Source organism: Geodermatophilus sp. SYSU D00691 (assembly GCF_054050275.1).
On record NZ_JBJGYZ010000002.1, the window covers coordinates 157,302 to 171,162 of the forward strand.

Genomic DNA, 13,861 nt, shown 5'->3' on the forward strand with positions numbered 1-13,861 from the left:
CCTATCGGATAAGTCGGAGGACCTGGGCCCCGAGCTGCGGCGCGTCGGGGTCGAACTGGAAGGCGTCGGAGAGGTCGACGAACCGGGTGAAGTGGCCGGCGATGCACCGCTCGTTGCCGTTGCACGGCTTGGGGCTCGTGGTGAACTGGCCACCGAAGTGGTAGCCGGTGATCCGGAAGGCCGCGTAGCCGAACACGTGGTACCAGGCGTTGCTGCCGGTGGCGCCGGAGTCGTCGAACAGCGGCAGGAGCACCGTCTCGCCCACCAGGGAGGCGACGTAGCCCGGCTCGCAGACCGACGGCGGGGTGTTGCCGGTCGAGGAGTAGGACCGCTCGCTGCGGGCGCTGGCCGCCTCGCACCTGCCGGGCGGGGTGTCCAGGTAGGCGAAGCCGCCGGGCACGAAGTTCCGGGACGGCCCGGTGCACCCGACCGTGTTGGAGGTCTTGGTGAAGTAGATCGTGCGGACGACGGTGTCCGAGAGCGTCCCGTGGTCCGTCTGCTGCTCGAACTCGCACCACGAGAACGTGAGGGGCAGGACGGCGATGCCGCGGCCCGGAGCACCCCAGGCGACCGTGGCGGACGCCGAGACGGTGTCCGAGTCGTGCCCGATCACCGGGGCGAACCAGTGCTCGCTGGGCCGGCTCCCGGTGACGGTCACGCTGAGCGGGGCGCTGCCGAGCACCGGCGGAGCCGCGCCGGCGCCACCCATGTTGGCGGAGACCATGGCCTGCGCGGTCGCGTGCATGTTGCCGCAGCTGCCCCCCGCGCAGTCCTGAGCGACGGCGAGCGCCGCCGCGTCGGCGGCCACCTGCAGCCGCGCCTGCTCGGCGTAGAGCCGGCCGATGTCGACGGCGATCGCGGCGAACCCGAGCAGCGGCACCAGGAGGAGGCTGAACAGGACGGCCGTCGCACCGCGCTCTCCGTCGGCACCGCGCCACATGCCGCGGCGTCGACGGCGAGGCGTCATCCGGCGCACCGCATGACCCCCGTCCCGCTCAGGCCGATGCTCGACCCGAAGAGGCCGGTGAGGAAGGGCATCTCGTAGTCGATGGTCACCTGCACCGTGGCGTTGCCGGCGTTCTGCGGGCAGGCAGCGGGCGCGATGGAGATCTGGGCGTCGGTGGGAACCGGGTCCAGCGACGCGGCGGCCGAGCGAACGGCGGCTCGGGCCGCCGCCGGGTCGTTCTGCAGTGCCATCGTGCGCACGCCCTCGCGGGCGGCCGCCGACAGCGTGCCCTGCACCTGGAAGCCGTGGCCGAACTCGATGATGCCGAGGACCAGGAGCACCAGCAGGGGCACGATCAGCGCGAACTCGACCGCACTGGCGCCGCGCTCGTCACGGAGTCCGTGCCGCATGCCGATCACCTCTCTCCTGTCTCGGGGGGGGGTCCTTGGTGGGCTGGGGAAGCGCCGGGTGCGGCGGCCGGGGACACGGGCCGCCGCACCCGGCAGGGGGGCATCGGCCCGGGTCAGCCGGCGTCGCCGCCGGCAGCGCCGCCGATCTCGCCGGCGACGTCGCCGAAGATGCCGTCCAGGTTGTTGCCGAGGAGGATCACGGCGCCGATGATCACGGCGGCGATGAGCGCGACCATCAGGCCGTACTCGACGGCGGTCGCGCCCTTCTCCTCGCGCCGCAGGCGGTCCGAGGCGAGGGAGACGAGGGTCGCGAAGGTGGCGAACGGGTTCATGACGGGGTTGCTCCTGGGGGTGAAGGCCGGCCAGTACGGGTCGGGGGTGACCCGCCATCGCGGCTCGGAGCGAGATTCGGCATCGGTTTCGGCGAACTGAAGGTTCTTCAGCCGTCAGGCGGACCCGCACCACGCCATGGGTTGACAGCGTTCACCCGTCGTCACGCAGGGTGATCGGGTAATGACACCCGATCGTTGCGGGATCGCCGTCAGCCGGAAACGGCCACCCAGACGGTCACGACCAGCGCGCCGGCCAGCATGGCCGGCCCGAACGGCAGCTCGCTGCGCAGGCCCACGCGGCGCGTGGCGAGCAGCCCGAGCGCGAGCACCGCCTGCACGAGGAAGCCGGCCGCCCCGCCGAGCACGACGGCGTCCCAGCCCAGCCAGCCGAGCGGCAGGCCCAGGAGGGCGGCGAGCTTGACGTCGCCCATCCCCATGCCGCCCGGGGACACCAGCGCGAGCACCAGGAACACCGCGAACAGGGCCGCGGCGGCGAGGACGGCGCGGCCCAGCCGCGGCCAGTCGCCGTCGGCGGCGGCCGCCGCGGTCAGCAGGGCCAGGCAGAGCCCGAGGGCGGGGACGACGACGCGGTCGGGCAGCAGCCGGTGCCGCAGGTCGACGACGGCGAGCAGGACGCCCACCGCGGCGACGAGGAGGAACGCCGGGAGCGACCAGCCGGGCCCGAGCAGGGCGGCGAGCACCCCGAGCAGGACGCCGGTGACGAGCTCCAGCAGCGGGGGCCGCACCGCGGGCCGGCCGAGCGCGCGACCGGTCCACGGGTACGCGCCGGCGGCCCGGTTGACGAGGACCCCGACGCCCGCCCCGAGTCCCCCGACGACCAGCGCGAACACGCCCGACACGGTGGCACACCGGGCGGCGGGGAGCGCCTCGCGCCGGCCGGCCGTCACCACCAGGAGGGATGCCGTCCGCGTGCCGCCCGGGCGTGCCGGCCGTACCGTTCGCGGCACAGCGGTCAGCCGCGGCCGCGGGAGGAGCGGGCGAGCATGAGCGTGGACGTCGACCTCAACGGCACCGGCGAGACCGCGTTCGCCGACCGCGACCTGCCCACCGGGCGCTACTGCTACCACGTGGGCGCCGGCGGCGAGCTGATCATCCTGGTCGACGAGCACGGCGAGGGCCGGGTCGAGCGCGTGTACGGCCCCACCGCCTGGCACAGCGTGCGCGGCGACGTCTGGCGCAAGGGCCTCCTGCTCCAGGGCTGAGCCGCGACTCCGGCCCCGATCCGCCGGGTCAGACCGGGACGGCGCCGGAGAAGACCGCGGGGAACCGGTAGCCGTCGACGTCCACCGACAGCGTCACGTCGCCCAGCTGGTCGGCCGGGATGGCGAAGGAGTAGACGGCCGTCGCCGTCTCGCCCGGCGCCAGCGTTCCGCCGAAGTCGGCGCTCTCGCGGTCGTAGATGGGGCTGGCCTGCGCGGCCGCCGCGCCGTAGGTCGCCTGGACGACGACGGCGTTGAGGTCGAGGGGCGCGTCGGAGCCGTTGGTGAGCTCGAGCCGGAAGACGGTCTGCGGCTGGCCGGCCCGCTCCCCCGGGCCGGTGCCGGTGGTGGTCTGCTGGCGGGCCTCGGCCAGCCGGATCGAGGCGCCGTCGGACCAGCCGGCCGGGGCCGCGAAGTCCGCCGGGGCGACCTCGACGCTGCGCGACGCCTCGGGCACGCCCTCGCGGGCGATCACCGACGGGGCCGGCTCCTCCGTCGCGGGCGAGGGCGGGACGCTGCTGGTCGCGGCCGGCTCGTCGGTCGGCGCGGGCGCCCCGGTCGACGCGGTGGCCGACGTGGCCGCCGCGGCGGCGCCGCCGCCCCCGTCGTCCTCACCGCCACGGGTGACGGCGAGGACGACGAAGGCGGCGATGAGCAGGACCGCCAGGGCGGGAAGACCCCGCCGGAGCAGCAGGTCCCTACGGCTCCGCCGGGGTTCGGTGCCCGGGGTCACGCGACCGGCCGCGCCGCGAACGAGGTCACCCGGACCTGCGAGGCCACGGTGTTGGAGCTCGTCCGGTAGGCCGCCACGCCGACCGACCCGGCCGCCTGGAGCGCGGCGGTGGTGTCGGTGCGCTGCAGCGGCCACGCCGTCGGCTCCGTCGTCCCGCCCAGCCATGCCCGCGCGCGGACCGTGGTCGTCCCGGAGCCGCTCACCTGGGCACGGACGGTCAGCGGGGTGCCGGCGGTGTAGGTGAGCCCGGGGACGAGCACCTCCCCGTTCGGGTAGGTCTCCGTCGTGCCGACCAGGCGGGACAGGGTGAGGTAGACCGCACCCTCGGGCGTGATCCGCACCCGGACACGGTACTCACCCTGCCCGGCGACCCGGCGGCCCGACACGTACACGTAGGTGCCGCCGCCGGTCGGCATGGCGCTCAGCGAGAACGACGTCACGACGTCCGCGCTCGTCTGGGCTACGCCGCCGAGATGGGCACCGGTGTTGTTGCCGGCCGCCGGCAGGTCCAGGACGCCGGTACCGGGCGTCACCGAGAGCCGTGCGGCTCCCGCCGTCCCCGTCCACGCACCGCCGGTGGTCGCCGCACCCCAGCCGCCGGGCGCGATCGTCCGCCCGAAGTCGTCCTCGGCGAAGGCCGCCGCCGGCGTGCCGACGGTGACCTGCCGCGTCGTCGTCCCGGCGACGTTCGCGCCGTCCCGCGCGGTCAGCGTGATCGTGTAGGTGCCGGACGCGGCGTAGGTGTGCGACGCCGTCGGCGCGGCGCTCGCCGGGGTGGTCGAGCCGTCGCCCCAGTTCCAGGCGTACGACGCGATCGGGCCCTGGGCGTCGGTCGAGGCGGAGCCGTCCACGCTGACCACCATGCCGTTGACCGTGGCGGTGAAGGACGCCGTCGGGGCGGTGTTCGACGGGTCGGTGACGGTCACGGTGCGCGTCGTCGTCCCGGTGGCCCCGCCGTCGTCGGTGACCGTGAGGGTCAGGGTGTAGGTACCGGCGGCGGCGTAGGTGTGCGTCGCCGTGGCCCCGCTGCCGGCCGCGGTGCCGTCACCCCAGTTCCACGAGTACGACGCGATGGTCCCCGGGGGCGTGTCGCTCGACGCCGACCCGTTCACCGAGACGGTCAGGCCGTTCGGGGTGCTGGTGAAGGAGGCGGTCGGGGACGGGTTCGTCGGCGCGCCCGTGGCGACCGAGTAGTGGTTGGCCACCTGCGCCGAGGTCAGCGCCCCGGGGTACACCGCGACCTCGTCGATCGCGCCGTTGAGGAAGGCGCTCGCCGGGGCGTTGGTCAGCCCCGTCGAGGTGCCGCCACCGACCGACCACCAGCCCGCGAACTGGGTGTTGATGCGGGTCATGGTGGCGATGTTGGCCACCTGGGCGCCGTCGACGTACATCGTCGTGCCCCCGGGGTTGGCCGTCGTCACGACGACGTGGTGCCACTGGCCGTTGTTGACGGGCGCCGGGCTCTGGATCGTCGTGTAGGTGAGGGTGTTGTTCTGCGTCCGGGAGTAGCCGAACGAGACGCGCCCCTGGGAGTCCACGTAGAGCGTGCGGTCGGTGGTGGTGTTCGCCCCGCTCGACGAGTTGCCGTACTGCGCGATGATGCCGCCGGCGGTGGACGTCGTCCGCACCCACGCCTCGACGGTGTGCGTCTGGGGGGTCTGCACGAACTGCGGGAACTGCTGCCCGGTGATCGCCCGGCCGGTGCTCGTGCCGTTGCCCGTGATGGCGGGGTTGCCGGCCACCGCGCCGGTGGTACCGCGCGTCATGCCGGCCCCGGCGGTCATGCTGAAGTTGCTCGCCGAGTCGGCGACGGCGGTGCCGCTCGTCTCGCTGAACCGCCAGTAGCCGGCGGCGCCGTCGGCCAGGACGGCGTTCGCGTAGGGCTGGGACTGCGACGCGACGGTCACCGTCGGGCTCGCCGTGCTCGTGACGGCGTTGCCGAGCGGGTCGCTGACCCGCACGGTGTACGTGGCGGTGCTGCCGGCCGGCCGTGCCTCGGTGAACCGGAGGTTCTGCCGGTCCCACCAGCGCGACTCGACCGTGACGGTGTGGATCGGCGTAGCCGTGCCGGTGCGGAACACCTGGTAGGTCAGGTCCTCGTTGTCCATGTCCCAGGACGACGGCCACGTGACGGTGACCTGCCCCGGGGCGTTGGAGCTGGCGGACGGCCGCATCTGGGCCGCGGAGAGCTCCGGGCCGCGCCGGTTCGGGGCGTTCGCCGTGGTGGCCACCCGGACCAGGCCCTGCTGACCCGTGCCGTTGACGCTCGGGAACTCGCCACCGAGCACCATGTAGCTGCTGTTGCCGGTCAGCGCCCACGCCGCCTGCGCCTGGCCTGTGAAGGTGCCCGCGGCCAGGGTGGGGAAGAACGTCAGCAGCGCCGGGCAGGGGCGGCCGGTCCAGCTGGTGTAGCGCGGGACCTCGGTGGTGGGCGTGAGCGTGCAGGTCGCGGCGACCGTGTTGGCGATGACCCGCTTCCAGGTCGTCGGCACGGGGTTGGGGAAGCTGCCCGAGGTCGAGCAGTCGTGCTGGTGGCCGGCGGTGTAGACGACGCCGCCGGTGGTGAAGGTGTCGTACGGGTCGCCGTGGCAGTCGTTCATCCACACCAGGTCGAGCGTGTTGGCGTTCAGCGCCACGGTGCCCTCGATGTTCCCGACCATGAAGCCGTACATCGTCAGGTAGACGTTGGTGCCGTCCGAACGGAGGCTGTAGGCACCGCCGGAGTCGCCGGCGTTGGTGATGCCGAGGTTCCACGTGCGCATGTCGGTGCCGGCCGTGGTCACCGAGGCCAGCGCGACCGCCGGCGCCCCGTTGACCTGGGAGAACTGGCCACCGAGGACCAGCCGCGTGCCATCCGGGCTGGGGACGATGCCGCGGACGACGTCGTTGGCGGTCGGGGCCCAGCTGGTGAGCGCACCGTTGGACGCGTTGAACGCGGCCAGGCGGGTCCGGGTCTGGCCGCCGGCGGTCGTGAAGCTGCCGCCGACGTAGACGGTGCTGTTGGTCGCCGCGATGCTGTAGACGGCGCCGCTGACGTTGGGCGCGAACGTCGTGACAAGCGCACCGGTAGCGGTGTTGAACGCCGCGATGTGCCCGCGGGCGACGCCGTCCACCGTCGTGAAGTCACCGCCGACGTAGATCCTCGACCCGTCCGGGGAGGCCGTGACGAACCGCCCCTGGCCGTTCAGCGCGTGGTTGAAGCTGGTCATCGCGCCGGTGGTGAGGTTGAAGGCCACCAGGTTGGCGCGCGGGGTCTCGTTGACGCCCGGCGCCGATCCCGCCGGGCGGGCCCGCGTGAAGCTGCCCGTCGCGTAGACCGTGTTGCCCACGGTGGCCATGGACCACACGACCCCGTTGACCTGGACGGTGCCCAGGCCGTCGGCGGCGAAGGTGGCCGGCACGCCGGCGTCGGGCCGGGTGTCGGCGGAGGCGGTGCCCGGCACGGCGAGGCCCAGGAGCAGGAGGCCGAGGGCGAGGAGTGCGGCGAGCATGGCGGTACCGGCTCGCCGGCCGGCCTGCGTGGACCGGTCGGTGGCTGCAGACATCTGGGGACCTTCACGACGGAGAGACGAAGACGGTCCGTCGACGAACGCCGCACTGCGCTGTGCCATGAGCGTCTCCCCCGTGACGGTGATCCGTTGTGCCCGGCTCCCCGCGATCGGGAAGAGCCGGCGCGGCAAACCATCACGCTGTGTCAGCGCGTGTCAATGCCGTCGTCCGCGGACCCCGGCGAAAACCGCAGTTCATCACCGGGTCGGGTGACGTCGGCGCTCCGTGCACCGATCGCACCGCGACGGACGGTCACGGCTCGGAAGTGCGGCCTCTCCACGACCGGGCCCCTGGCTCCGCGCCGGGTGGCGGCTCGCCGGCCGGGCGTCGGTCAGTCGGTGCCGGACTCCATCGCGGCGTTGTCGAGGGTCTCGTCGGCCGGCTGCGCCTCGGCCTGCGGGTTGGCGGCGATGAGCTCGGCGCCGCCGGCGACCAGGCCGGACTCGAGCTCGCCGAACAGGTAGGCCCGGCCGACCGGGATCCCGGCCCGGGCGGCGTACTGCTCGAGCTTGGCGCGGGAGTCGGCGATGTCGAGGTTGCGCATGGTCAGCTGGCCGATGCGGTCGACGGGGCCGAACGCGGCGTGCTCGACGCGCTCCATCGACAGCTTGTCGGGGTGGTAGGACAGCGCCGGGCCGCGGGTGGCCAGCACGGAGTAGTCCTCCCCGCGCCGCAGCCGCACCGTGACCTCGCCGGTGACCAGGGAGGCGACCCAGCGCTGGATGGACTCGCGCAGCATGAGCGCCTGCGGGTCCAGCCAGCGGCCCTCGTAGAGCAGGCGGCCCAGCCGGCGGCCCTCGGCGTGGTAGTTGGCGATCGTGTCCTCGTTGTGGACGGCGTTGAGCAGGCGCTCGTAGCCGATCCACAGCAGGGCCATGCCGGGTGCCTCGTAGATGCCGCGGGACTTGGCCTCGATGATCCGGTTCTCGATCTGGTCGGACATGCCGAGCCCGTGCCGGCCGCCGATCGCGTTGACCTCGTCGACCAGCGCGACCGGGTCGTCGTAGGCGCGGCCGTTGACCGCGACCGGGCGGCCGGCCTCGAAGCGGAGGGTGACGTCCTCGGGCTCGACGACGACGGCCGGGTCCCAGAAGCGGACGCCCATGATCGGCTCGACGGTCTCCAGCGGGACGTCGAGGTGCTCGAGGGTCTTCGCCTCGTGGGTGGCGCCCCAGATGTTGGCGTCGGTGGAGTACGCCTTCTCCTTGCTGTCCCGGTAGGGCAGGTCGTGCTCGACGAGCCACTGGCTCATCTCGGCGCGGCCGCCGAGCTCGCGGACGAAGTCGGCGTCGAGCCACGGCTTGTAGATCCGCAGGCCCGGGTTGGCCAGCAGGCCGTACCGGTAGAAGCGCTCGATGTCGTTGCCCTTGAAGGTCGAGCCGTCGCCCCAGATGTGGACGTCGTCGGCCTGCATCGCGCGGACGAGCATCGTGCCGGTCACGGCGCGGCCGAGCGGGGTGGTGTTGAAGTAGACCCGGCCGGCCGACCGGATGTGGAAGGCACCGCACGCGAGGGCGGCCAGGCCCTCCTCGACCAGCTCCCGCCGGCAGTCGACGGCGCGGGCGATCTCCGCGCCGTACTGCACGGCGCGGCCGGGGACGCCGGAGATGTCGGTCTCGTCGTACTGGCCGAGGTCGGCGGTGTACGTGCAGGGGACGGCCCCCTTGGCACGCATCCAGGCCACCGCCACCGAGGTGTCGAGACCCCCGGAGAAGGCGATGCCGACGCGCTCGCCGACCGGGAGGGCGGTCAGGACCTTGCTCACTCGTACTCCGTCCCCTGGGCGTGGCGCCGTCCCGAGGATGGTGTCATCCCGCCCGTCGGGGCCCGTCGGCGGCACGAGTCCCCCCTGGCGGCGTTGCAGGCGGTGCTGGCGGCTCTGGTGGAGGGGTTGGACGGGCCGGCGGAGCTCGTCAACGACCTCGCCTTCTTGCAGCTGGACCCGCGGGACGACGAGTTCCGGGCGCACGCGGTGACCCGTGCGCGCTGCACCGAGGCCGGGATCGCCTCCCTGCTGCGGGCCGCGGTGGAGGCCGCCGAGCTCCGCGAGGACGTCGACGTCGACCGGCTGGCGGGCGCGGTCCACACGGCCTACAACGGCGCTCTGGTCCTGTGGCCGCTGACCGGGGAGGGGTCGCTCCCCGACGCGCTGCGCGCGGCGGTCGACGCCGTCCTCTCCCCCCACCGATCCACCGAGGAGTGATCTGGCGCAGGAGCGGGTGGCTGACGGGACCTTGACGCATGCCGATATGGGTATACGTTGTGCGTCATGGCACGGGCCGCGACGACGTCGGACGTCTTCAACGCGATCGCCGAGCCGCAGCGCCGGGAGATCCTGGCGCTGCTGCGGGCGGGTGAGCGGCCGGTGACCGAGGTGGCCCGGGAGCTGGGGATGGCCCAGCCCGGGGCGTCGAAGCACCTGCGGGTGCTCCGGGAGGTCGGGCTGGTGCGGGACCGCAAGGCCGGCAAGCAGCGCCTGTACGGCCTCGACGCCCGTGGGCTTCGACCGGTGCACGAGTGGACCGGCGGGTTCGAGCGGTTCTGGAGCGCCGGCTTCGACCGGCTGGACGCGTACGTCCAGGACCTCAAGCAGGAGAGGCAGGAGGACTAGCGGATGAGCACGACGGGACGAGGAGCGGCGGCGCCGTCCGCGGAGGCCGACCGGGAGATCGTGATCTCCCGGGTCATCGACGCCCCGCGGGAGCTGGTGTTCGAGGCGTTCACCGAGGTGCGCCACCTGTCGCGGTGGTGGGGGCCGGAGGGGTTCACCACCACCACGCGGTCCTTCGAGTTCCGCGTCGGCGGGGAGTGGGTCTTCGTGATGCACGGGCCGGACGGGACGGACTACCAGGAGTGGATCTCCTGGACCGAGATCGTCCCGCCGGAGGTGATCGGGCTGCTGCACGGTGAGTTCCGCGGCGACCCGAACGCCTTCGAGTCGGTCCTCACGTTCGCGCCCGAGGGAGCGGCGACCCGGCTCGAGATGCGCACGGTGTTCCCCACGAAGGAGCTGCGCGACGAGGCGGTCGAGAAGTACCACGCGATCGAGGGCGGCCGGCAGACCCTGGGCAACCTGGCCGCCTACCTGGCCGAGACCGTTCGGACGGGGGCCGACGGCTGATGGCCGGGAAGGTGTTCTTCAGCGTGTCGATGTCGCTGGACGGGTTCATCGCGCCCGGGTCCCCCGAGGAGCTGATGGGGCGGCAGTGGGTGGAGCTGCAGCGGTGGGTCTTCCCGCAGCGGTTCTTCCGGCAGAACCTGAAGCTCGGCGAGGGCGGCGAGGAGGGGCGCGACAACGACATCCTGCGGGAGACGTTCGAGCGCACGGGCGCGAGCGTGATGGGCAGGCGCATGTTCGACGCCGGCGAGCAGGCGTGGCCGGAGGAGGCGCCGTTCCACACGCCGGTGTTCGTCGTGACGCACGAGGAGCGCGACCCCTGGGAGCGGCCGGGCGGGACCGCCTTCCACTTCGTGAACGACGGCATCGAGGCCGCGCTGGACCGGGCTCGCGCGGCCGCCGGGGACCGGGACGTCCGCATCGCGGGCGGCGGCGCGACGATCCTGCAGCACGTGAACGCCGGCCTGGTCGACGAGTTCACGATCGCCCTGTCGCCCGTGCTGTTCGGCACGGGGATCCGCCTGTTCGAGGGCGTGGACGCGGGCCGCGTGGCCCTCGAGCCGGTCCGCGCCGAGCCGACGCAGCGGGTGACCCACCTGACCTACGCCGTCCGGGAGCGAGCGCGTCCCTGACCGCAGCTGGGGTGGCCAGGGGGCGACGGACGCGTCGGCCTGTACGCCGGGAACCGTGATGCCTGTGTCGACCATTGTCGACAATGATTGAACAAGACGTTTGAGCAGCACCTATGCCGTTGACGGTATACGGCTGGCGATGACTGTTTTCGGTCGAGTTGCGGACTCTGTGCGGACTGCGGCGCCGCCGGCGACGACCGCGCCCTGCGCGCGCCGGCAGCAGAGCAATGGCCAGCCGTCCCTCAGGCCGCATGACGGCGCACTCGGCGAGCGGCTCACACCGAGGCCTGGCCATGGGTGCCGATCCTCGATGCAGCGCGGTCAGCGGTCGCTACCGGAGCTCGCGCGGAGCTGGCTGGCCTGCAGGTGTCCCTCGACGAGGTCGTCGGCGAGGTCGTCCGCGGTCCGGCCTGCCGCGTAGGCGTAGCCGCGGAGGACCGCGAGCGCGTCCGGCGCTGATAGCTCCAAGGCGACCATCAGCATGCCGACGGCCATCCACAACCGTCCCCGCAAGCGGGCAACGGCCGTGTCCGACCACGCCGGCAGCTCGTCCAAGGTCCACACCGACCAGTCGGCGGAGAGCTCGAGGTGGTCAGAGACGACTTCGGCGACGCGCCGGGCGTCGAAGACGTCGACGGTCGTGGCTCCGGCAGGGTCGGTGAAGAACGTGTCCATGCCACCGACCCCCCGAAGACGTCCCGGCAGGGCAAGTGCCAGCACGCTGCGCAGCGGCGTCTGGGTGACCAGCAGGTCGTGGTAGGCCGGCCAGCGGTGTGCGAGAACCTCCTGGCTGGCGAACACGGGGAGCTGGGAGTCCGCGGTTTCCAGGCACGGCCCGCTGCCGACGGTGAACTGCAGCCGCTCGGCCGTGGATGCGACCTCGCTGCTGGCTGCGAGCGGTGTCCGCCGCCCGGACCCTCCGTGGATGCTCAGCCCCACGCCGTCGGCAGGGAGCACGGCGGCCGCGGCACGGACCAGCCGCACCGGCAGCAGATCTGGATCGTCGCCGTCGGCTGCGTTGGCGTCGAGTGCGTCGACGAAGCGGATTGCGATGTCCACGGCTGGCCCCTCGGCATCCCGGTGTGGCGCCGGAGCAAGGCGCAGTCGGACCTGCCGACTTCCCTGCCCGCGCTCCCCCACGGCAAACCAGGTTCACGCAGCCCCCGCCCTGCACCGCGGAGGGCGCATGCCGTAGCGGCACCTGCTGTGGGGCTACGGCAGGGCCCGGCGCGCGTCTCCGCTGAGCCACTCGAGGACGACGATGCTGGCGTCGTCCTGCAGCTGATCGGCCTGGTGGTCCATGACCCCGCGGATGAGGCGGCGCACCGTCTCCGGGGCGGGCTTGCCGGCAGCGACGGCCGCGCTGATGACATCGGCCAGGCGCTGCTCGCCGAAGAACTCCCCGGCGGGCGAGCGGGCCTCGGTGATGCCGTCGGTGTAGAGCAGCAGCCGGTCGCCTGGCTCCAGCCGGAACTCGCAGCAGACCGGCTTGCCTTGCTGGAGGCCCAGAGGGCGGGCCGGCGGGCAGGGCGGCGGGTGCACCAGCGACGAGCCGCGCAGGATCAGCGGCTCGGGATGACCGGCGTTGATCCACCGCAGCCGGCCGGTGTCCAGGTCCAGACGAGCGAGCACGGCGGTGGCGAACTGGCTGCCGCCGATCTGGGTGGCGATGGCGGCGTTGACGGCGGCGGCGATGTCAGGCAGGTCGAGTGAATTGCGGCGGGCGTGCCGGTAGGCGTTGATCGCGACGCTGGCCAGCACCGCGGCTGGCAGTCCGTGGCCGACCGAATCGATGACCAGCAGCTCCGCGCTGCTGCCGTTGACGGCGTAGTCGAAGGAGTCGCCCCCGATGTCGTAGGCCGGTTCCAGACCGCCGGTGATGACCACCCGGTCGGTGCCGAAGGTCAGCGGCGGTAGCAGCTCCCACTGCATCTCCGCGGCCAGCGAGAGCGTCTTTCGGCGGCGTAGCCGCGCGAACACGTCGGTGTAGGCGTCGCGCACCACGAGCAGCTCGGTGACCAGGCTGACGAACGCCAGCAGGACTTCGCACTGGTCGCCGTCGGGTTCGGCCGCCAGCAGCAGCTCGCTGACGCCGACGCGCTCCAGTCCGTCCAGCAGCGGCAGCCACATCCGGTAGCCGTGCTCGCCGGCGTTCCCGACCACCTCGATGCGCCGGAACGCCTGACCGGCCAGCGTGCCCTCGATCGACAGCTCCTGGCGCTCGGGAACGCCCGCCCCGGGCAGCGGCAGCAGGGTGGCCTGCCCGTAGTCGGCGAGGTAGAGCACCATCTCCTGCGCGCCCAGCTCGGCGGCGTGGGCGGCGACGGTCGCGGCGAAGTCGTCCGGCGGCAGCAGATGGCAGGCGTGCAGCAGCGACCTGAACGCATCGGTCACCGCGTCCGTCCCTCCACACCTCGGCTCGACAGTTGCGCGGGACGTTACCCACTTCGCCGCGCATGAGACCGGGACCACCCGTGACCGAGCCCGCCTGTGCCGACCAGTCGACTCCGTTGCTGGTGGCCGTCGCAGCTGCGCCGCTGCCCTGGGTCGAGTCGCTCGGCATCGAACGCCGCGGTCAGCAGCCGCTCGATCACGTCCGTCATCTGCTGATGCACCCGAAATCCTCGCTCACGCTGTCTTCAGAGCCGCCCTCACGGCTTGCAGGCCGGATGTCCCAGCGGCCCACTGTGGAACAGCCGACAAGTCATCGACGGCGAGCCCGGTGTCCGAGCTGCAGGACCTGAGCAGCCGAGGCCCGACCTACCCGGGCCGTCCGTGCGAGCAGTGTTGCTCCTCGTTCTTCGAGCAGCGCCCTGGTCGTCAGCGTCCTCGGAAGTGTGGCCGCGTGCCGCCGTCGTAGGCGGCGCTTCTCGCGGGCGCGGGCGCGGTCTCCATGACGGCCGGCGTCGGGATCTACCTCG

General features: G+C 73.0%; 14 protein-coding genes. 5 read left to right on the forward strand and 9 right to left on the reverse strand.

The features are described from left to right. Nucleotide 1: 1 nt before the first annotated feature. The 4 genes from ACI797_RS02260 to ACI797_RS02275 form a co-directional block, all read right to left on the reverse strand. Entirely contained in the window at nt 2–967 is a 966-nt protein-coding gene (locus tag ACI797_RS02260; protein WP_456856902.1) for a pilus assembly protein TadG-related protein, read from the reverse strand. Then, nucleotides 964–1,356: a TadE/TadG family type IV pilus assembly protein gene (locus tag ACI797_RS02265; RefSeq protein ID WP_456856903.1), complete on the reverse strand. Its 393-nt coding sequence runs from the start codon at nt 1,354–1,356 to the stop codon at nt 964–966. Before ACI797_RS02265 ends, ACI797_RS02260 begins: the two co-directional genes overlap by 4 nt. A 113-nt stretch (nt 1,357–1,469) precedes the next feature. Beyond that, nucleotides 1,470–1,688, reverse strand: a complete 219-nt coding sequence (locus tag ACI797_RS02270) for a Flp family type IVb pilin (RefSeq protein ID WP_456856904.1) — start codon at nt 1,686–1,688, stop codon at nt 1,470–1,472. Nucleotides 1,689–1,897: 209 nt separating this feature from the next. Then, nucleotides 1,898–2,539 carry a prepilin peptidase gene (locus ACI797_RS02275; protein ID WP_456856905.1) on the reverse strand — a complete coding sequence of 214 codons (642 nt, stop codon included), beginning with the start codon at nt 2,537–2,539 and terminating at the stop codon, nt 1,898–1,900. 153 nt (nt 2,540–2,692) lie between these two features. Here ACI797_RS02275 and ACI797_RS02280 point away from each other — a divergent pair, with 153 nt between their 5' ends. Further along, a complete protein-coding gene (locus ACI797_RS02280; RefSeq protein ID WP_456856906.1) occupies nt 2,693–2,911 on the forward strand; it encodes a hypothetical protein in 219 nt (72 codons plus the stop codon). Between the two features lie 28 nt (nt 2,912–2,939). On the opposite strand, the gene ACI797_RS02285 is transcribed toward ACI797_RS02280, so the two are convergent. The 3 genes from ACI797_RS02285 to argG all read right to left on the reverse strand — a co-directional run bounded on the left by ACI797_RS02285 (nt 2,940) and on the right by argG (nt 8,955). After that, complete coding sequence (locus ACI797_RS02285) at nt 2,940–3,641, reverse strand: hypothetical protein (protein WP_456856907.1); 702 nt, start codon at nt 3,639–3,641, stop codon at nt 2,940–2,942. Next, nucleotides 3,638–7,186 (reverse strand): PKD domain-containing protein, encoded by a 3,549-nt coding sequence (locus tag ACI797_RS02290; RefSeq protein WP_456856908.1) that lies wholly within the window; start codon nt 7,184–7,186, stop codon nt 3,638–3,640. Before ACI797_RS02290 ends, ACI797_RS02285 begins: the two co-directional genes overlap by 4 nt. Nucleotides 7,187–7,521: 335 nt before the next feature. Next, nucleotides 7,522–8,955, reverse strand: coding sequence for an argininosuccinate synthase (gene argG, locus ACI797_RS02295; RefSeq protein ID WP_456856909.1), 1,434 nt, complete (start codon nt 8,953–8,955; stop codon nt 7,522–7,524). 84 nt (nt 8,956–9,039) lie between these two features. Between argG and ACI797_RS02300 the strand changes: the two genes are divergently transcribed. The 4 genes from ACI797_RS02300 (at nt 9,040) to ACI797_RS02315 (ending at nt 10,940) form a co-directional block, all read left to right on the forward strand. Continuing rightward, nucleotides 9,040–9,393 carry a TetR family transcriptional regulator C-terminal domain-containing protein gene (locus ACI797_RS02300; RefSeq protein WP_456856974.1) on the forward strand — a complete coding sequence of 118 codons (354 nt, stop codon included), beginning with the start codon at nt 9,040–9,042 and terminating at the stop codon, nt 9,391–9,393. Nucleotides 9,394–9,459: 66 nt separating this feature from the next. Further along, complete coding sequence (locus ACI797_RS02305) at nt 9,460–9,801, forward strand: ArsR/SmtB family transcription factor (protein WP_456856910.1); 342 nt, start codon at nt 9,460–9,462, stop codon at nt 9,799–9,801. 3 nt (nt 9,802–9,804) lie between these two features. Beyond that, nucleotides 9,805–10,311 (forward strand): SRPBCC family protein, encoded by a 507-nt coding sequence (locus tag ACI797_RS02310; RefSeq protein WP_456856911.1) that lies wholly within the window; start codon nt 9,805–9,807, stop codon nt 10,309–10,311. Further along, complete coding sequence (locus tag ACI797_RS02315; RefSeq protein WP_456856912.1) at nt 10,311–10,940, forward strand: dihydrofolate reductase family protein; 630 nt, start codon at nt 10,311–10,313, stop codon at nt 10,938–10,940. Before ACI797_RS02310 ends, ACI797_RS02315 begins: the two co-directional genes overlap by 1 nt. A gap of 321 nt (nt 10,941–11,261) precedes the next feature. On the opposite strand, the gene ACI797_RS02320 is transcribed toward ACI797_RS02315, so the two are convergent. Next, nucleotides 11,262–12,080 (reverse strand): ANTAR domain-containing protein, encoded by an 819-nt coding sequence (locus ACI797_RS02320; RefSeq protein ID WP_456856913.1) that lies wholly within the window; start codon nt 12,078–12,080, stop codon nt 11,262–11,264. 72 nt (nt 12,081–12,152) lie between these two features. Then, a complete protein-coding gene (locus ACI797_RS02325; protein ID WP_456856914.1) occupies nt 12,153–13,334 on the reverse strand; it encodes a PP2C family protein-serine/threonine phosphatase in 1,182 nt (393 codons plus the stop codon). Nucleotides 13,335–13,861: the final 527 nt, after the last annotated feature.